This window comes from Serratia sp. M24T3, assembly GCF_000257645.1.
In the GTDB taxonomy this organism is placed as follows: domain Bacteria; phylum Pseudomonadota; class Gammaproteobacteria; order Enterobacterales; family Enterobacteriaceae; genus Rouxiella.
In genome coordinates this window covers 57123-80963 of record NZ_AJHJ01000013.1, presented here as the reverse complement: position 1 = coordinate 80963, position 23841 = coordinate 57123, and the positions used below count along the sequence as shown (strand labels likewise).

Here is a 23841-nt window from a genome sequence, read left to right as displayed (position 1 = left end):
GCACTTTTCCGTGGGATAGGTTTATGATTTTCTAACTTTTAACCACCTGAAAAAGGAATCTATTGTGTCAGAGACGATGCGCATTGCAGTGATTGTAAATCCAGAACTTCCCGTGGGCCTGCTGGCAAATACCAGCAGCGCGGTGGCGATTGGTCTGGCGGCTAAATTCCCGATGCTGGCGGGTGAACAACTGGCTGATATAGAAGGAAAAGCCGTCGATGTCAGCTCAAAATTACCGGTGCCAATCTTGCAGGCCACGGCAGAGCAGATTCAGGCCATTTTGCATAAAGCCATGCAGGCTGGCGGTGAGGTCGCTATCGTACCTTTTCCTGCATTTGCGCGAGCGATGCACAGTTTTGAAGATTATCGTCAGGCTTTTCCTGCGCGTAATCTGTCACTGGAAACGTTGGACGGCTTAGGACTGGCGGGGCCGGAAAAGTGGGTCAAGTCGTTAACCGGTTCGCTGAAACTATTAAGATAGTTATAAAACATCACGCCAAATATCAGGAGGAAATATTAAAATACGCTGCGCAAATAATAATATGATTAATTACCTAAATTAACTATTTGAAAGGCAGAAACGTAAATAAATTATAAGTTTTTCGTTATGTACACCAGTATATATCGATGATAGCATTATTTTACTGTTTAATTATCCCCCGGTTTATTGAGGCATCTCAGCAACATAACCGCAACATTTGCATGTGCGGTGGGGATCTTGTTACTTATAAAAATATAAATGTTAAATAAAAATTTATTTACCTGCGCAGCGTCTTTTTTAATTCTGTCGGCGCACGCTCGTGCCGACGATACCGTAGTTGTTAATGCCACGGCGCCTGGAGCGACCACGCAATCAGAACCGGCCTCACCCGATAAACAGGCCACTTTAGGCAGTCTGGGCAAGCGTGACATTGCCAATACCCCTTATTCAATTGAAGTGTTGCCGGAATCGCTGATTAAACGTCAGCAGTTGCAAAGCGTGACGGATCTTTATCGCTACCTGCCTTCTGTTCAGGGCGACGGCGCGCGCCCTCAGTCCCGAGGTATGCAGGGCAGTGTGGTGCAGAATTCGATGATCGATGGCCTGAACGTGGTCTCTACTACTGATTATCCTGCCGAGCAATTTTCGTCGATTGAAGTGTTGAACGGACTGGCAGGATCGCTTTACGGCCCGGCCAACCCGGCGGGGATCTTCAACTTTGTCTCCAGGCGTCCTACCGATACGCCACAGCGTAGCATTACCGTTGGCGGCGGCACCGGTACAGGGCCACAGATTTCCACCGATCTTAGCGGGCCGCTGGACAGCGGAGACCGGGTTAAATATCGTCTGAACCTGCTCGATGACGACGGTCGTGGTTACGCCAGCGGCAGCACCCGCCGCCGTCAGTTGGCCAGTCTGGGGCTGGATTTCCAGCTAACCGACAAGCTGACCATGCAGACCAATTTCAGCTATTACCATTTTTATCAGAAAGGCCTGCCGGGTAAATTTGCACTGGCGAAAGGCACCTCGTTTCCGAGCGCGCTCAATCCGACCAACGGTCGCTTTGGGCAGTATTACGCCGGTGACGATGACAAGACTTCTACCGAAAGCGTGCATTTCAAGTACGACTTCGACGGCAACTGGCTCGGCGAATTCGGCTTCCTGCATCAGGTGGCGGATCGTCAGTCCACGGCGGTAACCAATACGCTGACAGACAATAAAGGGGATTATACCTCTACCGTTGCCAGCGCTACCGCCAGTCGTTTCACCATCAACAGTTATATGGCGAACCTGACCGGTCGCGTTGATACTGGCTGGATTTCGCACGATCTGTCGATGGGGATGCGCGGTTTTGTCTGGAAAAACTTCAACCCGATTGGCGGCGCAACCACCACGCTTGGCTCGGCGAATCTTGACGATCCATTGCAATTCAAAGAGCCGGATTACCCTGACTTTACTGACCGCTATCATTCGGCGACCAGCACTCAGCAGTCATTCCTGTTGGGCGATACCTTAACCTTTAGCCCGCAGTGGAGTCTGCTGCTGGCCGGTAGCGAAAGCTTCCTGACCGCCAACAATTACGCGAAAACCGGTACTCGCAGCAGCAAGTCTGATAACCACGGCCTCAGCGGTTCTGCCAGCCTGATGTATAAGCCGGTTGAAAACCTGACACTCTATTCCACCTATGCCGACAGCCTGCAACAGGGCGATGTTGCACCAAGCGGCAGTAATAATGCCGGGGCTATTCTGTCTCCTTATCGCAGCAAGCAGGTCGAGGTGGGCGGCAAGCTGGCAGTCAATGATAAATTGCTGCTGACGGCAGACGTGTTCCAAATCCAGCGCCCGTATGCTTACACCTTGACCAACGGCGATTATGGTATTGCCGGCAAGCAGCGCAATCGGGGCCTTGAACTGTTGGCCGACGGCGATTTGACTTCGAACCTGCACGTTTTTGGTGGCATCACCTGGCTCGACCCGCTGTTGCACGATACCGGCTCGGATAGCACCGACGGCAAGCAGGTCGTTGGTCTTCCTCGCGTGACCAGTGATTTGCTGGTGGTTTATGATTTGCCGCAGGTGCAGGGGTTGTCTATCAATGCTGCAGGTCACTATGTGGGCCGTCGTTCAACGGATAACGCCAATTCGACCTGGGTCGGCAGCTATGCGACTTTTGACCTCGGCACTGCTTACCGCACCACTTTGCTCGGCACCGCCACGACTTTCCGTCTGGACGTGACCAATCTGACCAATCGTCATTACTGGACCAATATTGTTCCGGGCGGATTGAACGGTTATACCGGCAGTGGTTACGCCAGCGCTTCGTTGGGCGATCCTCGCATGGCGCAGCTTTCCATGCAGGTTGATTTCTAATTACCCGGAATTCGAGGCTTGTTATGAGTATTAAAACCAAGGCGCTGGTGTTGACCGCAACGCTATTACTCACACCTTTGCACGCCGCGCTGGCTGCGCGGCAGGTTGTTGATGATTCGGGAACAAAGATAACGTTGCCCGACCACGTCAATCGCATTGCCGACGCGTGGTATGCGCATCATTCACTGCTGATGACGCTGGGAGCCGGAGATAAAATCATCGCCACGGTTAATCATGCCCAAGATAGACCCTGGATGTTTCTAATTCAGCCTTCGCTCAACAAGGCGTTAAGCGTGCGCGGCGTGACTTTTAACAGCGAAACGCTGCTGGCGGATAAAACCGAAGTAGTTTTTGCCTCGAAAGGCAACGGCGACGTTGCGGCGTATCGTCAGGCACAGCTGCCGACCGTCGAGGTGCAATTCGACGATTTTCCGTCAATGAAACACGCGATGCTGACCACTGCTGCGGTGCTGGGAACGCCGCAGGCCGAGAAACAGGCTCGCCTGTATAATCAATATCTCGATCAGCAGATTGCTGCAATTCAGGCGAAAACCAGCAAGCTGACCGAGGCACAAAAACCGCGCGTGCTGCACATCGAGTCGCTGCATCCTTTGAAAATTGACGGCAGCGATACGCTGATTGATACCTGGATCCGCCTGGCCGGTGGCATTAACGTCGCCAGCGAAGTGAAAGGCAATATGAAAGAGGTGTCGCCGGAGCAGGTGTTGGCGTGGAAACCCGACGTGATTATCATCGGCGCCGGGGCAGGAACACTGGACAACTCGGACTATGGCAAGCTGTTCCAATCGTTGAAAGCGGTGCAGCAGCACAAGGTGTGGCAAAATCCGTCAGGCGTGTTCCCTTGGGACCGTTACGGCACCGAAGCCGCGTTGCAAATCCAGTGGGCTGCGCAGAAATTACATCCTGAACTTTTCCCTGATTTGAATATTGTTTCTGCAACAGAGGATTTTTATCGTCGCTTCTTTAATTATCCTCTGACGGCGAGCCAGGCGAAACGGATCCTCAACGCATTGCCACCCGAGTCAAAATCGTAAGCGAAAATCCTGTATATTGGCCTCCGCAAAAGGCTGTGAAGGCCAATGGAAAGCAGGGAGCTTCTGATTATGTGGTGGATATTAGCGGGTTCATTAGCGATGCTGCGGTTGCATCGTGGAACCGCCGTTTGTTTGATGTTGATAGCCCTCGGCTGGGGCATGATAGATAAAGTTATTGATTTTAGTGGACTGCTGGCGATTGCCGGCATCGGCTTAATCTGTCTGATCGTTAAAGCCGGAGACGGCTTCTGGCGCGGCTTAAAGCCCGCAGGCGAGGTTCTGCTGCTTGCCAGCGCGATAGGGCTGTTCGTGCATATTTTCCCGGGCTTTAATAACCCCAAAATAATCGATGCCGTTAAAGTCGGTCAGCAAAGTGCGCCATTTTCGATGTGGTTCAACTTCGACAAAGCGATCATCCCGTTCATTCTGCTAATGGCGCTTCCCACTCTTTTTTATCGACCCTCAGTCTATCGTCCTGCTCGCTGGGCCTGGCTACTGTTGATATTGAGCGTTCCGGCCCTGTTGCTGATTGCGGTAGGTCTTGGTGGATTGCGGATCGAAGCGCATTTTCCTGAATGGTTGGGAAGTTTCGTACTGGCAAACCTGTTTTTTGTCTCGCTGGCGGAAGAGGCGCTATTTCGTGGTTATTTGCAACAGCGTCTGGCAGGTTGGTTAGGGCCTATTCCCGCGCTGTTTGTCACGGCATTAGTGTTTGGATTGGCACATATTGCCGGAGGCGTAATGCTGATGGTGTTTGCCGCCTTGGCTGGGGTTATCTACGGTTTGGCATGGATGTGGAGCGGCCGTCTGTGGACCTCAACCCTGTTCCATTTCGCGCTGAACCTCTGCCAGCTGCTGCTGTTTACCTATCCTTATTATCTCAACTCGTAAATCAGATTTAATCAGCGGCGGGATGCCAGCACCAGTGCCACGGCTCGTAGATAAATCCCCACGGGTTATTTAATGGGAACGACATTTTAAAGCCGAAGCGGAAGGCGTTATCACGAAGCCATTCGAAGGCTGGAGTGTCGCCAAACACGCCGCTGACCTCGTCGCAATCGGGAGTATTAATGTCAATCGCGCAGCCGGTATGGTGCTCGCTACAGCCTGGAGGGGCGAGGTAGGTGAAAAATTCTTCAGGAGCTATGCCCAGCTGCTGTTTAATTTTTATCAGGTTCATCTGATACTCGACGCTGCGAAAGGCCGAGACCAGATACAGCTCAATACCATCAACTTTGGCGCTTTCGCACATTTTCCACCAGGCAGACGCCGCTTCCAGAGTTAACAGAAACGCTTTACCGTCGGCATTGGTTTGTGCAGTCACCAGCGACTTTTCATCGACCTGCGGGAAAAACGGCAAAGTGCGGTGAGCAATCACTTCGCTGCGAATGCCCAGTTTTCCAAGCCAATCAACTATCTGCGCCTGATTTTCAATAGCTATTTCAAGGTCAGCCTCAGGCTGGGTCGATGTTTTAGTGGTCGATGTTTTAAGGGTCATAGTTTAATGGTCATAGTTGAGTTGCGATTGCAGTCATAACGAATTATTGCCCGTGCGACTGACTCATCGCCTTAGCCATCGCCTTGCCCGATGAACGGCGCGCATTTTTATAGTCATCGGCAGCATCAACAAAGGCTTTCAGTAACTCTCGGTCATGCTCGTGTTGTAAATATTCCGGATGCCACTGCACGCCGAGACAAAAGTAATAGTCATCGCATTCAACGCCTTCGATTACGCCGTCTGGAGAAATAGCATTGACGCGGCAATTTTTACCCAAGGTTTTAACTGCCTGATGATGGGAGCTATTAACCTCATAATGGCGAGCGCTGACTAACCGGCTAAGCTTAGTGCCGTCGAGGATTTCAACCTGATGACGAGCGCGCTTCTTTCCGCCCGCATTCTCGGTATCAACCGTTGTGCTGTGCTCCAGCGCATCCGGTAAAGCATCTGGAATATGCTGAATCAGGCTGCCGCCGGTCAACACTGCCAACAGCTGTTCGCCACCGCAAATACCCAGTAACGGCATATCTCGCAGCATTGCGCCTTGCACAATCGCTTTTTCAAACTCGGTACGAGCGGGTTTGAGTCGGATTTGATCGCTGACTTGCTGCTCGTTGAACAGCTCGGGAGAGACGTCGAACGCGCCTCCGGTGATAATAATGCCGTCACACAATGACAAAAATTCGTCAGACAGCTCCGCGTGATGCGGCAAGGCCAAAGGCACGGCACCAAGTTCGGCCAGGCTGGCCATATAGTTCTGGCGCAATGCGTACCACGGATAATCTGCGTATCCACCTGCTTCTTCACTATCCAACGTTACGCCGATAACGGGCTTGGAATGAGGATTAATGCTCATAGTGACTCGCTTTGCCTTTTTAAAATCGCACCGGCATGTCTCGCAGGGATCGCTTGGGTGCTGAGAAAATATTCAATACCTTAAGATATCAAGGGCAACTCGGAGGTCAATATTAATTATTCTTCAATTTAAACAAAAAAAGGCAAACCGTTTGGTTCGCCCTTTGAACTATTGATCTGATAACGGGTTTTTAAACCAGATGACAGGCTACCCGTTGGCCGCCGGGTTTAATGAGCAGAATAGGTCTTTCCTTACGGCAGCGGTCGGTGACATAAGGGCAGCGAGTATGGAAACGGCAACCAGAAGGTGGCGAAAGCGGGCTAGGCAGCTCGCCGGTCAGACTGACATTTTTTCCTCTGTCGCGTGGATCCATAGTCGGAGCCGCGCGTAAAAGCGCCTGTGTATAAGGATGTAGCGGCGTTTGAAATAGCGTCTCGGTATCGCCCACTTCAACCACTTCACCGAGATACATCACGGCCACGCGGTGAGAAATATGCCGCACCAGCCGTAAATCGTGGGCTACAAACAGCACGGTGAGGCTCAATTTTTGTTGCAAATCCAGCAGCAGGTTCACTACCTGGGCCTGTACCGAGACGTCCAGCGCAGAAACCAGCTCGTCGGCAATCAGCACTTTCGGCTCGACCGCCAGCGCGCGACTAATACCAATACGCTGGCGCTGACCGCCGGAAAACTCGTGGGGCAGTTTATCAATAGCATCTATCGGCAGGCGCACCAGCTCCATCAGCTCTCGAATACGCGCCGGAATGTCTTTTTTGGCACACATTTTGTGAACGGACAACGCCTCGGTCAGCATCTGGCCTACGGTCATTCGCGGGTTCAGCGAGCTGTAGGGGTCCTGAAAAATCATCTGTACCTGGCGATTAAAACTGCGGCGATCTTTACCACGCAGGGTAGAAATGTCTTTGCCGTTGAAATAAATTTTGCCTTCACTGGTTTGCAGCAGACCAACCATAGTGCGAGCAAGGGTAGATTTTCCACAGCCGGACTCGCCAACCACGCCCAGCGTTTCGCCGCGCATCAGCTCAAGGCGCACGCCGTTTAATGCTTGAACGAACTGGCGGGGCTTGCCCTGAATCTTGTCCATAATCGAATGAGTGACAGGAAAGTGCACCATCGCCTCTTCAACGCTGACGATCGGCATTCCGGGTTTGGCCTGTTTATCGCCTACGATTGCGCTCATCTTAAAGCTCCTCCAGCGAAGGTTGCGGGGATTGTGTCGTCGCTAAACTGTCCTTGAGGTCGGCGTGATGATGACAGGCCACCTGATGAGCAGCGTTAATCACTTCCAGCATCGGCACCTCGCGCAGGCAAACCTCGGTTTTATAGCGGCAGCGCGGATTAAAACTGCACCCCGACGGCAGGTCGAGCAGTGAAGGTGGCGTTCCTTCAATCGACAACAGCGGTTTTCGCTCGCCGCCACTTTGCGGGACAGAAGCCATCAATCCCTGAGTATAAGGATGGCGAGGTCGGCTGAAGATCTCCTCGACCGGCGCGGTTTCGACGATACGCCCGGCATACATCACCGCCACGCGATCGCATAGCTGGGCAACCACCCCAAGGTCGTGAGTAACAAAGATAATGCCCATGCCAAGCTGGTCACGCAGGCTGAATAACAGCTTGAGGATTTGCTCCTGGATGGTGACGTCCAGCGCGGTTGTCGGTTCATCGGCTAGCAGCAGGCGAGGGTTGCCCGCCAACGCAATCGCAATCATGACTCGCTGGCGCATACCGCCGGAAAACTGATGCGGATAGTCATCAAGGCGCTTTTCCGGAGCGGGGATCCCAACCTGATTCAGCAGTTCGATAGCCCGCAAACGCCGTTGCTTGCGGTTCAAGTCGGTGTGCGCGTGCAGGCTTTCTTCGATTTGCCGCCACACGGTAAGCACCGGATTGAGGGCAATCATGGGCTCCTGAAAGATCATTGCTATCTCGCCGCCGCGGATCGACTGCAACTCGGCGGGTTTCATGGTCGAGATCTCCCGACCCTGCCATTTTACCGAGCCGGAAATTTCTGCACTTGGCGGCATCAGGCGCAGCAAAGAACGCAAAGTGACGCTTTTTCCCGAGCCGGATTCGCCCACCAAGCCGAGAATTTCACCCGGCTTGAGGCTGAAGCTAACGTCTTGAATCGCGCGCAGGCTGCCGCGCGAGGTGTGAATTTGGGTGTTGAGTTGGCTCACATCGAGCAAATTTTCGGTATCAATATTCTGTTCGCGCGTTTGGCTGGGCATAGTTTGCTCTCATCATTTGCTAACGGCTTAAGGTCGGTTCCTTGTTGCTGCCGGGCTATCGGCTGCCCGGACGAGGCCAGTCTGACAACAGATCGCCAAACAGACTGAATCCCAAACCGGTCAACACAATCGCGATGCCGGGGAAAATAGTGAGCCACCAGGCGGTATCCATGAAATTTTTCCCGGAAGCAATCAGCACGCCCCATTCTGCCGTTGGCGGCTGCGCGCCGAGGCCGAGATAACCCAGGCTGGAACCCAGCAGGATTGCCAGCGCCATATCGGTCATCCAGTACACCAGCGTGGTAGTAATCACGTTGGGCAGCACGTGTCGAAAGATGATACGCAGCGGGCTGTAGCCCATGACTTTACCGGCCGCAACGTATTCGAGGCGCTTTTGAATGCTGACCTCGCCAGCTATCAAACGTGCGTAGAACACCCAGTAAATGATGCCAACGGCGATATACATGCTGTTCAGGCCGGGGCCGAGAATAGCCACGATGGCGATGACCAGCACCAGCAGCGGAAATGTCACTACTGCATCGACGATGCGCTGGAAAAGCGTTTCGGCTATCCCGCCACAATATCCTACTAGCAGGCCAACCAAGGTGCCGAACACCATCGGGAACAGAGTGGTGAAAAAGGCAATCTGCAGGTCGATTTGATAGGCATAAATCACCCGCGAAAAGATATCGCGACCAAAGTTATCGGTGCCGAAAAAGTGTTGCAGGCTCGGTCCTTTAAGGATTGCACGATAGTCAAATTTCAACGGATTGGCGGTTGCGATTAAATGCGGGAAAAAGGCGGTCAGCAAGCTAAACGCCAGGATTACGCAGCCCAAAACCGATGACCACGGCAGATGTTTGCGCCATTTACGGGTGATCGAACGCTGGACAATAAGCTCGCTCATCTTGCTCTCCTTGGGTCAATCATCACCTGCACAATGTCGGTTATCAGGAAAATTAGTGAAACCAGCACCGAAAGCACGATAACCAGCCCCTGAATCATCGGATAATCACGGCTGAAAATGCTGTCGACCATCAGGCGGGCAATGCCCGGTACGGCGAATACGGTTTCGGTGATAACCGCGCTGCCAATCGTGGTGCCGATATTCAAGGCAAACAGGCTGAGCATCGGGATCAGTGAATTACGCAATACGTGGCGCATCAGAATCACTCGCGTACTCAGGCCTTTGGCGCGTGCAAAAGTGACGTATTCAGCGTCGAGCACGGCGATAATCGAGTTTCGCAGGCTGCCAATCAGTACCGAAGTGATGCTCACTGCCAGCGTTAAAGCCGGTAAAAACAGGTGATAAACGCGTTGTCCAAAACTGTCGCCGTAGCCACCTACCGGAAACCAGTGCAACTGGGCGGCGAAAATAGTCAGTAAAACCAGTCCGATGTAGAAGGAGGGCATCGATAGCGTGACCTGCGACGCGCCGCGAATGGTGATATCGGTAGCGCTGTTGCGTTTTAACGCCGAGACAAAGGCCAGCGGGATCGCCATAACGATCGCGAACAACGCCGCCATGCCGGTCAGCAGCAAAGTGACCGGTAAACGTTCGGCAATCACTGAGGTGACCGGCGCGTGCATGGCGTAAGAGTTGCCCAGATTCCCCGTCGCAACCTGACGCACAAAATACAGGAACTGCACCGGTAAGGGCTGGTCCAGACCCAATTCTTTATTGATTCGCGCCACGTCGGCGTCGGTCGCACGATCGCCAATCATTGCACTCGCCGGGTCGCCCGGCAGCAGGCGCACGATGGTAAAGGTCACCACCAAAATCACCAGCAGCGTGGGGATGATTAACAGTATGCGTTTTAAAATATATGAAAATTCAGTCAAGGGATGACCTCAAACCTTGATACTCAAGGCTGCAATTTAATTAATTACAGCCTTAAGTCGTGGGTTTTAATCGTGTTTGATCACTTCTTCAGCCAGGTTGAGGTGAAGATATTATTCCCGAGCGGGATCTGCACAAATCCCTGTACGTCTTTTTTCAACGCAACGGGATAGGAGCTTTCATACAGCGGAATCGTTGGGCCGGTGCTGTTATAAATGTCCTGAATTTCTTTGTACTCTTCCTTACGTTTGGCTGGATCAGTCTCTTTCTGCGAGGCCTCGAACAGCTGATCTAACTTGTCGCTTTTCCAGCCTGAATGCAGTGCCTGAATATTTTTCGAATAGGCGTAATAGGACGTGATTTCGTTGGGATCGGCGATGTCATCGGTCCAGGGGCCAATACGTGTACTGAAGTTGCCTTTGCGGAAGTTGGCGTTCAGCGTAGCGTTATCCATCTGATTGATCGTGAGTTTAACGCCAATCTGTGACCACATTTGCTGTAAGCCGGTGGCAATGCTCAGGCTGTCTTCGTTACCCGCCAAAATATTCATGCTGGTGGTAAAACCGTTGGGGTAACCGGCCTCTTTCATCAACGCCTGCGCTTTTTCGACGTCAACCGGATACAACGGTTTAGTGCCGGAGTTAAGCGGTGTCGAGGTCGACATAAACGAGGTCATCGGTTTGCCGATTCCAAAAGTGACCAGCTGAATAATGCCATCTTTATCAGTCGCATAGTTCAGAGCCTCGCGAACCTTGGGATTGGCCAGCGGGTTCGGTTTGCCGTCGATTTCAGGGCGAGCGTTAACACTGCCGACTTCTACGCGGGTCGATGGGAACAGTTTCATGTTAAGCGAAGCATTGCCCTGCAACTCCTTTACCCGTGAGTAAGGGATAAATTCCGCACCGTCCAGCTCGCCGGACTGGAGTTTAAGAATACGCGTGGCGTCATCGGGCACAATTTCAAACTTGATGCTGTCAAGGTATGGCAGCGCCTTGCCGTCCGCACCTTTCGCCCAGTAATAAGGGTTGCGCACCAGCGTCATGGTGGAGTTATGCTGCCAGGATTTGAGGATAAACGGCCCTGAACCTACTGGATGTTCGGCGAACGCCGCGGCCTTGTCGTGATCGGTCGCGCCGGGCTCAGCTTCGAACTGTTTCTCCGGCATGATCGCGGTGTTAAATACGGTTAACGCGCTGAGGATCGCCGGGTCTGGATGAGAAAGATGCACCACCACGGTATGTGGATCGCTGATGCTTACGTTATCGATTGCGCTGACCAGAAACTGCCATACGCCGTTGCCTGGTTTGGCGGCACGTTCCAGCGACCATTTCACATCTTGCGCAGTAATTGGCGTACCGTCCGAGAATTTGGTATCTGGACGCAGGGTGATGGTCAGGCTTTTGCCATCGTCAGACAGTTTCCACGCGGTGGCGAGGCCCGGTTTAATCCCTTTACCGTCATCGGTTGGCAGTAGCAGCGTGTCGTAGAGGTTCGAGAGGATCCAGATATCGTTATTGCTTTCGTTCAGGACTGGCTCAAGGAAATTACTGTCGGCGTAACGGCCATAGACCAGTGTGCCACCGCGCTGTACTACCTCGGCGGCATGCGCGGACAGCGTGCTGAACGCGCCGGTTGCGAGTAAGGCTAACAAGGTCAATTTTGTCTTAACTTTCATTACCATGCCCCTCTGTTCATCAGAATAAAGTGCTCGTCAGGAAAAATATTTTTGCCTTCTAAACTGCCAAGGCGAAACCTGTAAAAATGCTGTTGAGGATTGTGTTCTAGTTAACTAATACGATATTTGAAGCATTGGTCACGGATTGTCAATAATTCGTGCAAAAAAAATGCAACAAAGTGGGTGAGGGTTGAGTATGGAGATAATTTGCGCGTTTTTTTATGATAACGGCTTGCATTGATGTAAAAAACAGCATTATTGTATTATCAGACCAGTACAGTTACCAAGGCAGGCTATGGAATTCCACCTCGACCGTACCTCTTCGATTCCGTTGGGCGCACAGCTGCGCGGAACCATTGAATATGCAATCACTTTTGGCGCTTTGAAGCCCGGCGAGCAGCTACCTTCGGTCAGGGAAATGGCCGATCTGCTCGGGGTTGCGCCAATGACCGTCGCGCATGTTTATCGTGAATTAAAAGCGGCAGAGCTGGTTTACAGCAAACCCGGCGCAGGAACTTTTATTGCTGATGCTTCGGCGTTGCTGGGTTCATCCGGTGCGCATTTGAGCGAGCTGCATCAGCATCTTGATGCCTTGATAAACTGCGGAATTTTAATGGGTTACAACGCCACCGACTTGGGCGCGTTAGTAAGTAACCGCTTCAGCGAAAGGCAGCGTCAGTTAAGAAAGAAAACGGTCATTCTTATTGGTAATTTTATTGATGCGGCGCGCGATTACGCCAATTGTATCGCCGAAACGCTGGGTGAAATTGCCGAGGTTGAAGCTACCACGTTAACCAGTCTGAAAAATGATGAATTGCTGCGTCAACGGGTAGGTCACGCCGATTTACTGCTGACATTTGCCCATCGTCGGCGTGAAGTCAGTCAGTTGATGCCCGGACAGCCGTTGTTGAATATCAGCTTTATTCCTTCTGAATCAACGCGTCGCTCGCTGGCTTCACTGGAGCCGTTGACCAAAACGTTAGTGGTGTCGATTTTCCCGGAATTTACCTCGTTGATGACTCACGGTGTCGAGCGTTTTGCACCGCACGTTACTTTGGTCACTGTGGTTCATCGCAATGATCCGCAACTTGCCGAGCTTATCAAAGAGACCGATGCGCTGGTTTACGCAACAGGCGCTCAGGATCTCATCTCACAGCTTCGTGAGGGGCAAATTTCTTTTGAATACAGGCATGTTCCTGATGCAGGGGAAATTCAGCGGGTGGTCGTACCGCTGCTGCAACAGGGTATTTTTCAAGCGTCCAACACCGGGGACCTTAATGAAAATCAGTGAGATGAATTGGCAACAGCTGGAGAACTATCTTGCCACCGACGATCGTGCGATTGTGCCGCTGGGCAGTACTGAGCAGCACGCGTACCTGAGCCTTTCCGTAGACTCGATTCTGGCAGAAAGGGTAGCATCCGAGGCCGCAGAGCCTTATGGTATACCTGTCTTCCCGGTTATGCCTTTTGGCATGACACCCGCGTTTAGCGATTATCCCGGCACCATCAGCCTGAGCATGAACACCTATGTGGCTCTGCTCAACGACATTCTCAACAACCTGAAACGTCAGGGATTTCGCCGCGTATTATTTGTGAACGGCCACGGCGGTAACTCACCGGCGCAGAACATTATCAGCGAGTGGATGGTCAATAATCCCGGCCTGACGGTGCAGCTGCATAACTGGTGGAATGCGCCTAAAACGCTGGAAAAAGTGCTTTCTATCGATTCGGTGGCTTCGCACGCCTCGTGGATGGAAAATTTCCCGTGGACACGGTTGGCGGGGATAACTCAGCCGCAGCAACAGAAACCGATGGTAGATTTGACGGCGCTGCGCAAACTCGACCCGACAAGGGCGCGGGCCTATCTCGGGGACGGCAACTACGGCGGATATTATCAGCGTCCCGACCAGGAGATGCTGGCAATCTGGGAAATCGCTCTGGCGGAAACGCGCGAGATTATTGACGCGCTTTAATCCGCAACGATGCTACCGCTGTTTCGAAGATTTTTAACTCGGAGGTAGAACTGATGTCAGTAGCCACTCTGGTTGAAGAAGATATGTATCCCTATCAGCCGCAGGCGCTGTCGCCCATCGTGATTTGGGGCGCAGGCGCCATCGGCGGCGCAATAGGCGCATCGCTTATTGAATCCGGCCGCTCGGTTATTTTTGTTGATAATGTCGCCGAACATGTCGAGGCGATCAATTTGCACGGCCTGCGTATTACCGGCCCGCTCGGAGAGCGAAAGGTTCAGGCTCAGGCCTATCTGCCCCAACAGCTTGAAGGTTTTTATAACTGCGTGCTGCTGGCGGTCAAATCTCATCATACCCCTGACGCAATTCACCAGATAGCGCCTCTGTTAGCCCCGGAAGGCTATGTTGTTTCAATGCAGAACGGCCTTAACGAGCGAGTCATTGCCGATGTCATTGGCGTCGAGCGCACGGTCGGGGCATTCCTTAATTTCGGAGCCGATTTCATTGAGCCGGGCGTGATTCATCATGGCGGCCGTGGCGCTGTCGTGCTCGGCGAACTGGATGGCATTACTCGCCCGCGTACCGAAGAACTTTACAGCCTGCTGCTTAACTTTGATTCATCGGCAATCCTGACCCCGAATATCTGGGGATTTCTGTGGGCCAAGATGATCTACGGCGCGCTGCTGTTTGCCACTGCGCTCACCGATGACAGCATCGCCGACGTGCTGGCAATGCCAAAATTCAGACCGGTGCTCACCGCGCTGGCGCGTGAATTAGGTGCTGTCGCGCACGCGCAGAGTATTGTTTTGCAGGGCTTTGATGGCTTTGACCCCTCGGCTTTTCTGCCGGATGCCACGAAGGAGCACACCTCGCAATCGTTTGACGACATGGTGGCTCACAATCGTCGCTCGGCCAAATCCCACTCGGGAATTTGGCGTGATTTGGCGGTTCGCAAGCGCCAGACCGAGATCGACGCGCAGATAGCCCCCGCTATTGATATTGGTATCGGATTCAATCTGCCGATGCCTTTGACCACGCGGTTAGTTAACCTGATTCACTTGGTTGAGCGCGGTGAATTGCCGCAGACCCTGGAAACGTTGGCGCTGCTTGAAATTAACGAGGCTGGAAGTCCCTATGCAAAATCCTTTTGATTACTCGCAGCGCACGGTGTTGGTGACCGGCGCGGCGCAAGGTTTTGGTCGTGCAATTTGTCTGGCTTTTGCCGAGCGCGGTGCGCAGGTGATTGCCTGCGATATCCAGAAAGGATTGGTGGAGGAGACCGCTGCGCTGGCTGGCGAACGTTGCCTCGCTGTCGAGGCGGATATCAGCGATCCCGCTGCGGTAAACGCGCTGTTTGCTGCGCTGCAAGAGCAGGGCTTGAGTGTCGATACGCTGGTCAACAATGCGGGTGGCGTGGTCGGGCAGCAGGGCCAGCCGGTGGAAGAGGTGACTTTTGCCCAGTGGCAGGCCATCGTGGCGGTGAATCTTAACGGCGCGTTTTTGATGTCACAGGCTGCGGTGAGTGGAATGAAGCAGCGCAAATTCGGCCGTATCATTAATATTTCCAGCGGAGCAGGGTTGGGGGTTAGTTTGACTGGCATTCAGGCCTACGCCAGTGCCAAGGCCGGGCAGATTGGCCTGACTCGGCAGCTTGCTCACGAGCTGGGGCCGTGGAATATTACAGTCAACAATGTCGCGCCGGGGTTTGTGCGCAGCAATCCTTCTACCGAAAGGCAGTGGGAAGCGATGGGCGAAGAAGGGCAGCGGCGGCATGTGCAAAATGTTGCTCTCAAGCGCCTTGGAACCGCTGAAGATATCGCCCACGCAGTGCTGTACTTTGCTTCCGACTGGGCCAACTGGGTCAGCGGCCAGATCCTCTCCGTGGATGGCGGAAAATAACAATTATTGCGGCTCTCTAAACTGAGAGCCTTTCCCCTTATAGTCTTCGCAATAACCTCTATAATCACAAAACCTTATCCTTTATATTGTTGTGTAAATTATCACTCTTAGTGACTTGTTTTGTCATACTTGCTTACGTAATCTTTACGTTGCCCTAAAAACAGTCTACCGGTAAATTCTGGATAATGGGCCTTTCGGTTGAACGACCCTTTTCAGCTGTTTTCTTCCCATCACTCGTGCGAACTTAAGAAATTTATGCTGCCAACTGCCTCACCTCGTTCCAAAAGCCGCAAAACTTTGTGGTTTATCATTGCTGTGATCGTATTGGCGGTCTTGGCCTGGTTTTTCTTTTTTCACAAGAGTGCAAGCACATCCGATGGTGCGCCGGGTGGTAACGATCATCGCCAGCACGGGATGCGCGGTGGCATGCGCGGTATGGCAGGAGCGGGGGGGCCAACGCCGGTGCAGGCTGGAGTTGCAGAACAGGCTAACGTGCCAGTGTATCTGCGCGCTTTGGGTACGGTAATCCCTAATGCTTCGGTGACGGTGACCAGCCGCGTCGATGGCCAGTTAATGAAGGTATTTTTCACCGAAGGGCAGAAAGTTGAAGCCGGGCAGTTGCTGGCACAGATTGATCCGCGCAGCTATCAGGCCACGCTGGAACAGTATCAGGGCGATTTGGCGCAGAATCAGGCACTTGAGAAAAGCGCTCAGCTGACTTTGGCGCGTTATCGTAAACTTTATGCTCAGGACTCTCTGGCGCGTCAGGATCTGGAAAGCCAGATTGCCACAGCTGGTCAGTACAGTGGCGCAGTCAAAGCCGATCAGGCTCAAATTGATGCTGCCAGGCTAAATCTAATTTATGCCCGTATTACCGCGCCAATCAGCGGCCATGTTGGCCTGCGCCTAGTGGATCCGGGCAATATTGTCAGCAGCGGTTCAACTACTGGCATAGTCACTATTACCCAGACTCAACCGATCGCAGTGACCTTTAGCGTGCCGCAAAGCAACCTGCAAACCATCCTTAAAGCTTTGCGTGGCGGGCAAACTCTGCCTACGACGGCATTTGATCAGGACGGCGACAAGGTTCTGGCGCAAGGCAAGCTACAGTTTATGAGCAATGAAATCGACACCAGTACCGGCAGCGTCAAGCTTAAAGCGGTGTTCGACAACAACGATGATGCGCTGTATCCGAATCAGTTTGTCAATGCGCGCTTGCAGGTTGGAACGCTCGAAAACACTACCGTTATTCCATCTGCTGCCTTACAGCTAAGCTCCGACGGCGACTTTGTTTATGTCATCAAGACCGATGGCAGCGTGACCCGTACCGCTGTCAAAGCGGGTCCAAACTATGGCGACGATCAGATTGCCGTGTTGTCTGGCGTCAAGCCGGGCGATCGGGTGGTGACTACCGGTATCGACAGACTGAACGACGGCACCAAAGTTCAAGTCGTGACTGCGGCGAGTGCGGCAGCCGCGGCGACAGGCACCGCACAGCCTGATAAAACCGGCGTAGATAAAGCCACCACCGGCAAAGACAGCGGGACTAAATGAATCCATCACGCCTCTTTATCCAAAGGCCGGTAGCCACCATCTTGTTGATGGTGGCGGTGCTGCTGTCGGGCATTTTTGCCTACAACATGCTGTCCACCTCGGCGCTGCCGCAGGTAGATTATCCGACTATTCAGGTGACCACGCTTTATCCAGGTGCAAGCCCGGATGTGATGGCCTCCGGCGTTACGGCTCCCCTTGAGCGCCAGCTTGGGCAGATGTCTGGTCTGAGCCAGATGTATTCCACCAGCTCCACCGGTTCATCGATTATTACACTGAAGTTTTCTCTCGACTTGTCGCTGGACGTAGCCGAGCAGGAAGTTCAGGCGGCCATTAACGCCGCCAACAGCCTTCTACCCAGCGATTTGCCCAATCCGCCGACCTATAAAAAAGTTAACCCGGCCGACAGCGCGGTAATTACGCTGGCAGTGACCTCTGACTCGTTGCCGCTGACTAAAGTACAGGATCTGGTGAACACCCGCGTGGCGCTCAAGCTGTCGCAGATCTCGGGCGTAGGCTTGGTGACGCTGGCCGGTGGGCATCAGCCTGCGGTACGTGTGCAAGTGAATCCCCGCGCTCTTGCCGCACACAACCTGACGCTGCAAGACATTAATACGCTTATCGGCAACAGCAACGTCAACGGCTCCAAGGGTGGTTTCGATGGCAAACACCATTCCATCACTATTGATGCCAACGATCAGCTGCGTACCGCCGACGAGTACGGCAATCTTATTGTGACCTACAGCAACGGTGCCGCGTTGCGCCTGAAAGATATCGCGACTCTGAGCGAAGCACCGGAGAACGAATATCTTTCTGCCTGGGCCAACAATAAACCGGCAATCATTATCAACGTGCAGCGCCAGCCCGGTGCCAACGTGATTTCCGTGGTTGACGACATCAAGACTCAGTTGCCAAAACTGCAGGCCTCGCTGCCGGATTCAATCAAAGTCACCATTCTTTCTGACCGTACTCAAACCATCCGCGCCTCAATCAGCGACGTTCAGTTCGAGCTGCTGCTGTCGATTGCGCTGGTAGTGATGGTGACCTTCCTGTTCCTGCGCAACATTGCTGCGACGCTTATTCCAAGCGTGGCGGTGCCGCTGTCGCTGGTGGGCACTTTTGGCGTCATGTACCTGTGCGGTTTCAGTCTGAATAACCTGTCACTGATGGCGCTGACTATCGCCACCGGTTTTGTCATTGATGATGCCATCGTCGTGGTCGAGAACATCTCTCGCCGCCTCGAGGACGGAGAAAGTCCGATGGAGGCGGCGCTGAAAGGCTCGCAGCAAATCGGTTTCACTATCATTTCACTGACTTTCTCGCTGATTGCCGTGCTGATCCCGCTGCTGTTTATGGGGGACGTGGTGGGTCGTCTGTTCCGCGAGTTTGCGATTACGCTGGCGGTGTCGATCGTCGTGTCGATGCTGGTCTCGCTGACTCTGACGCCCATGCTTTGTGCCTACCTTTTGCGGCACATTCCCGAAGAGAAACAGAGCAAGTTTTATCGCAAGGGCGGTCAGGTGTTTGACAAACTGATCGCTGGTTACGACCGCATGTTGACGGTGGTGCTTAACCATCAGCGTTTGACACTGCTGGTGGCGCTGGCAACGCTGGTATTTACCGGGCTGCTGTACGTGATTGTGCCGAAAGGTTTTTTCCCATCGCAGGACACCGGCATGATCCAAGGTATTACCATGGCCTCGCAGGACGTGTCCTTCAGTGAGATGGGTCGCCGTCAGCAGGCGCTGGCCGCGGCAATTCTCAAGGATAAAGACGTTGAAAGTGTGGCCTCGACCATTGGTGTCGATGGCAATAACACCAGCCTCAACAGCGGGCGTTTTCAGATAAACCTCAAAGCCATCAATTTGCGTGACGATCGCGCCCCAGCGGTGATTGCCCGTCTAAAGCAGGAAACGTCTTCTGTGCCGGGTATTGAGTTATATATGCAGGCCTCGCAGGATTTGACCGTTGATGATCAGGTCACTCCGAGCCAGTATCAATTTACCCTTGATGACACTGATAGCGCCAATCTGGTTTCATGGACGCCCAAGCTGCTCGACAAACTTAGTCATGAGCCGGAGTTCAACAGCGTAGTCAGCAACCTGCAAGATCAGGGGCAAGTGGCCTATGTTGAACTCAACCGTGATGCTGCATCGCGCTATGGGATTACCGCTTCTGATGTCGATACGGCGCTGTATAACGCCTTTGGCCAGCGTCTGGTTTCAACTATCTTTACTCAGTCCAACCAGTATCGCGTGGTGCTTGAAGTTGCGCCGCAGTACCAGCAATCGCCGGCCTCTTTCGATGATATCTATCTGGCGACCAGCAACAGCAATAACTCAAGCAGTACCAGCACCAGCAGTTCGACCAGCAGTAATTCGACGAACTCAAATTCCAGTTCCAGCAGCAGTACCAGTTCAACGACTGGCAGCAGTAGCTCGACAAGTACCGACAGCAATAGCTCATCGTCTACGTCCAACAGTTCGACGACCGGAATGATCAAGCTGACGTCTATCGCTACTATTCACATGCGCACTGGTGCGCTGTTGCAGGCGCGTCTTAATCAGCTGCCAGCGGTCACGGTTTCATTTAACCTTAATGATGGCTACTCGATTGAACAGGCGCAGCAGGCGATTAAGAAAACCACTCAGGAGATAGCTCTGCCAGACAGTATTACTCTGCGATATCAGGGTTCTGCGGCCTCGTTTGAGAGCGCCACCGGCAATACGCTGTGGTTGATTCTGGCGGCTTTACTGACAATGTATGTGGTTCTGGGCATCCTTTACGAGAGCTTTATCCATCCGGTGACTATTCTGTCTACGCTGCCGTCAGCCGCGGTGGGTGCGCTGCTTTCTCTGCTGTTCAGCGGCACAGAGTTCAGTTTGATTGCGCTAATCGGGGTGATACTGCTGATTGGTATCGTCAAGAAGAATGCCATCATGATGATCGACTTTGCGCTGGAGGCGGAGCAGAAGCACCATATGTCGCCGCGAGATGCCATTCATCAGGCCTGTCTGCTGCGATTTCGCCCCATCCTGATGACAACTATGGCTGCACTGATCGGCGCACTGCCGTTGATGCTGGCCAGCGGCAGTGGTGCAGAACTGCGCCAGCCGCTGGGCTTGGTCATCGTCGGCGGCCTTATCTTTAGTCAGGTTCTGACGCTGTTCTCGACGCCGGTAATCTATTTGATGTTTGACCGACTGGCCACCCGCTGGCGTCCGGCTCGCCGTAAAGTACAGGAACAGGAATGAATATTTCCCGCTTCTTTATTTTTCGACCGGTAGCTACGCTGCTGCTCACCTCGGCAATTGTTTTGCTGGGGTTGCTGGGCTATAACCTGCTGCCGGTGGCTCCGCTGCCACAGGTGGATTTTCCGACTATCATGGTCACCGCCAGCTTGCCGGGCGCGAGTCCGGAGACCATGGCGGCCACGGTAGCTACGCCGCTGGAAAGGGCGATGGGCACCATTTCAGGGGTCAGTGAAATGACCTCATCCAGTTCGCAAGGCTCCACGCGCATCGTGTTGCAGTTTGATCTCGACCGCGATATCAACGGCGCGGCGCGAGATGTGCAGGCGGCGATCAACGCCTCTCGCTCGCTGTTGCCGAGCAGCATGCCTTCGCTGCCGACCTACCGTAAAGCCAACCCGGCAGATGCGCCGATCGTCATGTTGGCGCTGACTTCTTCAACGCGCAGCAACGGGCAGCTTTATGATATCGCTTCGAGCCAGTTGCAGCAGAAAATCGCGCAGGTCAACGGCGTGGGGCAAGTCTCACTGACCGGTAGTGCGTTGCCGGGCGTGCGAATCGACCTGCGCCCGCAGTTGATAAGCTCTTTTGGCATCTCACTCGACACCATTCGCACCGCTGTCGCCGACAGCACCACCAATCTGCCGAAGGGGGTATTGCAGGGCAACGATCAATCGTGGATGGTCGAGGGTAACGGTCAGCAAAGCACCGCAGCGCAGTATCGCAAGCTGATTGTGGCCTATAAAAACGGTAACGCGATTCGCCTGGGCGATATTGCCAACGTCTATGATTCGGTTGAAGACAAATACAATGTCGGTTATTACAACGGCACGCCAGCGGTAATGATTGCGGTGACGCGCCAGGCCGGGGCTAACATGCTCGACACCATCAACTCGATTAAAGCCGCATTGCCGGTGATGGAAAAAGAGCTGCCGGGCGACGTTAAACTCAATATGGCGCTGGACCGTTCACCGACTGTCTCCGAATCTCTGCGCGACACGGAAACCACGCTGCTGGAAGCTACTCTGCTGGTTATTGCAGTGGTGTTTGTATTCCTGCGCAATGGCCGGGCAGTATTGATCCCGGCTCTGGCATTGCCGGTTTCGCTGATCGGTACCTGTTCTATCATGTATTTACTGGGCTATAGCCTGGATAACCTGTCGCTGATGGCGCTTATCATCGCGACGGGTTTTGTGGTCGATGACGCCATCGTAGTGCTCGAGAATATTACCCGACATATAGAAGAAGGGCTGAGTCCGGTCAGGGCGGCTATTCGCGGTGCCGGGGAGGTCGGGTTTACCGTGCTGGCGATGACGCTGTCGCTGATTGCAGTGTTTATTCCTATCTTGCTGATGGGCAGTATTGTTGGCCGCCTGTTCCGCGAGTTTGCGGTCACGCTGTCGCTGTCGCTGGTGATTTCGATGGTGGTGTCGTTAACCCTGACGCCCATGCTGTGCGCCCGTTTCCTGAAGCGCAAACCGCCGGTAGAAAAACGCCAGCCGCATATTTATCGCCTTATTGAACGCTGGCTGAATAACCTGCTGAAGGCCTACTCCAACGGGCTGAATTGGGTAATGCGCCATCAGCCACTGACCATGCTGGTTTTACTGCTCACCGTGGTGCTGAATTTTTATCTTTATACCGTGGTCGAAAAGGGGTTTTTCCCCGAGCAGGATACTGGCATGTTAATGGGCATGTTGCGCGCCGACCAGAACACTTCATTCCAGTCTATTCAGCCGCAGATGATCAACTATGCCAAGATTATCCAGCACGATCCTGACGTTTCGGCTGTATTAAGCTCGGCGGGCAACGGCGGTTTTGGATCGCGCAATACTGCGTTGTTCTTCGTCAGGTTGAAAGATTTCAGCCAGCGTAAATCTACAGCCAATCAGGTTGCCAACCGCATCATGATGGAAACCGCCAAGCTTCCGGGTTCGCAGCTGTTCCTGATGGCGGCACAAGATTTGCGGGTCGGGGGCCGTAGCTCCAATTCTGAGTATCAATACAGTCTTCAGGCCGACGATCTCGGGCTGCTGCGCGAGTGGGGACCGAAAGTCAAAGCGGCGCTAAGCACTTTGCCGGAACTGACCGGGGTCGATTCTGACTCTCAGACCGGCGGCCAGGAAGTGATGCTGAATATTGACCGCGACAAAGCGACGCAGCTCGGAGTGAACGTTAAAACCATTGATGCGCTGCTCAATAACGCGTTCTCGCAGCGCCAGGTTGCCACTATTTATAAAACGCTGAACCAGTATCACGTTGTGATGTATCTGACGCCGGACTTCACCAACGACCCTGATGTGCTTAAGCAAATGTATGTGGTGACCAGCTCCGGCACTCAGGTGCCGCTGTCGGCATTTACGACTTTCAGCAGCGCCAACGCACCGCTGTCGGTGGCGCATCAGGGGCAGTCGGCAACCACCACGGTTTCCTTTAACCTGGCCGATGGTGTTTCCATTGAGCAGGGGCAGGCGGCGGTAAAAACCGAGATGGCTAAAATTGGGCTGCCGGATACGATTCAGGCAGGTTATGCAGGCACTGCGCAGGCGTTTCAGGCGCTGGCGCAGCAAATGCCGTGGCTGATTCTGGCGGCGCTGGCTGCGGTTTATATCGTGCTGGGCATGCTGTATGAAAGTTATATTCATCCGCTGACCATCCTCTCAACGCTGCCATCGGCGGGATTGGGGGCATTGTTGCTGATGCTGATAACCAATACGCAGCTAACGGTGATTGCGCTGATCGGTATTTTGCTACTGATCGGTATCGTGAAGAAAAACGCCATTATGATGATCGACTTTGCGCTCGATGCCGAACGCAGGCTAGGTTTAACGCCGCAGCAGGCGATAGTTCAGGCCTGCCTGATGCGTTTTCGTCCGATCATGATGACCACGCTGGCCGCATTTTTCGGTGCATTACCTTTGGCACTGGGCAGCGGCGGCGATGCTGACCTGCGAAGCCCGCTGGGACTGGCCATTGCCGGTGGCCTGGCAATGAGCCAGATACTGACGCTGTTTACCACACCCGTTGTCTATCTCTATATGGACAGAAGCAGCCGTGCGACCAGGCGTTTATGGGCGCGTATTCGTCCGCACCCTACGCCAGCCGGATCTGAAGGCCATTCGAAATGATTTTTAATAAAGTGA

Annotated in this window: 18 protein-coding genes; 11 read left to right on the top strand and 7 right to left on the bottom strand. The window is 53.4% G+C overall.

From position 1 onward, the window contains the following. The first annotated feature begins 76 nt into the window (after positions 1–76). The 4 genes from SPM24T3_RS12465 (at position 77) to SPM24T3_RS12450 (ending at position 4797) form a co-directional block, all read left to right on the top strand. Positions 77–481: a DUF2000 domain-containing protein gene (locus tag SPM24T3_RS12465; RefSeq protein ID WP_009637117.1), complete on the top strand. Its 405-nt coding sequence runs from the start codon at positions 77–79 to the stop codon at positions 479–481. A 258-nt stretch (positions 482–739) separates the two neighbouring features. Beyond that, the gene (locus tag SPM24T3_RS12460; RefSeq protein ID WP_009637116.1) at positions 740–2851 is read left to right on the top strand and encodes a TonB-dependent siderophore receptor; all 2112 of its coding nucleotides are present in this window, start codon (positions 740–742) and stop codon (positions 2849–2851) included. Positions 2852–2874: 23 nt separating this feature from the next. Beyond that, on the top strand, positions 2875–3906 hold the full coding sequence (locus SPM24T3_RS12455; RefSeq protein ID WP_009637115.1) for an ABC transporter substrate-binding protein: 1032 nt from the start codon (positions 2875–2877) through the stop codon (positions 3904–3906). Positions 3907–3975: 69 nt separating this feature from the next. Beyond that, positions 3976–4797 (top strand): CPBP family intramembrane glutamic endopeptidase, encoded by an 822-nt coding sequence (locus tag SPM24T3_RS12450; protein WP_009637114.1) that lies wholly within the window; start codon positions 3976–3978, stop codon positions 4795–4797. Between the two features lie 7 nt (positions 4798–4804). On the opposite strand, the gene SPM24T3_RS12445 is transcribed toward SPM24T3_RS12450, so the two are convergent. The 7 genes from SPM24T3_RS12445 to SPM24T3_RS12415 all read right to left on the bottom strand — a co-directional run bounded on the left by SPM24T3_RS12445 (position 4805) and on the right by SPM24T3_RS12415 (position 12027). Then, positions 4805–5404: a M15 family metallopeptidase gene (locus SPM24T3_RS12445; protein WP_009637113.1), complete on the bottom strand. Its 600-nt coding sequence runs from the start codon at positions 5402–5404 to the stop codon at positions 4805–4807. Positions 5405–5447: 43 nt separating this feature from the next. Next, positions 5448–6260, bottom strand: coding sequence for a gamma-glutamyl-gamma-aminobutyrate hydrolase family protein (locus SPM24T3_RS12440; protein WP_009637112.1), 813 nt, complete (start codon positions 6258–6260; stop codon positions 5448–5450). Positions 6261–6450: 190 nt separating this feature from the next. Further along, entirely contained in the window at positions 6451–7461 is a 1011-nt protein-coding gene (locus SPM24T3_RS12435) for an ABC transporter ATP-binding protein (protein ID WP_009637111.1), read from the bottom strand. Position 7462: 1 nt separating this feature from the next. Then, a complete protein-coding gene (locus SPM24T3_RS12430; protein ID WP_009637110.1) occupies positions 7463–8512 on the bottom strand; it encodes an ABC transporter ATP-binding protein in 1050 nt (349 codons plus the stop codon). A gap of 55 nt (positions 8513–8567) precedes the next feature. After that, positions 8568–9419, bottom strand: coding sequence for an ABC transporter permease (locus SPM24T3_RS12425; RefSeq protein ID WP_009637109.1), 852 nt, complete (start codon positions 9417–9419; stop codon positions 8568–8570). Beyond that, positions 9416–10354 carry an ABC transporter permease gene (locus SPM24T3_RS12420; RefSeq protein WP_009637107.1) on the bottom strand — a complete coding sequence of 313 codons (939 nt, stop codon included), beginning with the start codon at positions 10352–10354 and terminating at the stop codon, positions 9416–9418. Before SPM24T3_RS12420 ends, SPM24T3_RS12425 begins: the two co-directional genes overlap by 4 nt. Positions 10355–10434: 80 nt before the next feature. Continuing rightward, complete coding sequence (locus SPM24T3_RS12415) at positions 10435–12027, bottom strand: ABC transporter substrate-binding protein (protein WP_009637106.1); 1593 nt, start codon at positions 12025–12027, stop codon at positions 10435–10437. A gap of 295 nt (positions 12028–12322) precedes the next feature. Between SPM24T3_RS12415 and SPM24T3_RS12410 the strand changes: the two genes are divergently transcribed. The 7 genes from SPM24T3_RS12410 to SPM24T3_RS12380 all read left to right on the top strand — a co-directional run bounded on the left by SPM24T3_RS12410 (position 12323) and on the right by SPM24T3_RS12380 (position 23826). Further along, complete coding sequence (locus SPM24T3_RS12410) at positions 12323–13318, top strand: GntR family transcriptional regulator (protein WP_009637105.1); 996 nt, start codon at positions 12323–12325, stop codon at positions 13316–13318. After that, positions 13305–14000, top strand: a complete 696-nt coding sequence (locus tag SPM24T3_RS12405) for a creatininase family protein (RefSeq protein ID WP_009637104.1) — start codon at positions 13305–13307, stop codon at positions 13998–14000. Before SPM24T3_RS12410 ends, SPM24T3_RS12405 begins: the two co-directional genes overlap by 14 nt. Before the next feature lie 53 nt (positions 14001–14053). Then, on the top strand, positions 14054–15148 hold the full coding sequence (locus tag SPM24T3_RS12400; protein WP_009637103.1) for a ketopantoate reductase family protein: 1095 nt from the start codon (positions 14054–14056) through the stop codon (positions 15146–15148). Continuing rightward, positions 15132–15896 (top strand): SDR family NAD(P)-dependent oxidoreductase, encoded by a 765-nt coding sequence (locus SPM24T3_RS12395; RefSeq protein WP_009637102.1) that lies wholly within the window; start codon positions 15132–15134, stop codon positions 15894–15896. The genes SPM24T3_RS12400 and SPM24T3_RS12395 overlap by 17 nt, the downstream gene beginning before the upstream one ends. A 255-nt stretch (positions 15897–16151) precedes the next feature. After that, positions 16152–17450 carry an MdtA/MuxA family multidrug efflux RND transporter periplasmic adaptor subunit gene (locus SPM24T3_RS12390; protein WP_009637101.1) on the top strand — a complete coding sequence of 433 codons (1299 nt, stop codon included), beginning with the start codon at positions 16152–16154 and terminating at the stop codon, positions 17448–17450. Beyond that, positions 17447–20701 carry an efflux RND transporter permease subunit gene (locus tag SPM24T3_RS12385; RefSeq protein WP_009637100.1) on the top strand — a complete coding sequence of 1085 codons (3255 nt, stop codon included), beginning with the start codon at positions 17447–17449 and terminating at the stop codon, positions 20699–20701. The genes SPM24T3_RS12390 and SPM24T3_RS12385 overlap by 4 nt, the downstream gene beginning before the upstream one ends. Next, entirely contained in the window at positions 20698–23826 is a 3129-nt protein-coding gene (locus SPM24T3_RS12380) for a multidrug efflux RND transporter permease subunit (protein WP_009637099.1), read from the top strand. The genes SPM24T3_RS12385 and SPM24T3_RS12380 overlap by 4 nt, the downstream gene beginning before the upstream one ends. The last annotated feature ends 15 nt before the right edge of the window (positions 23827–23841 follow it).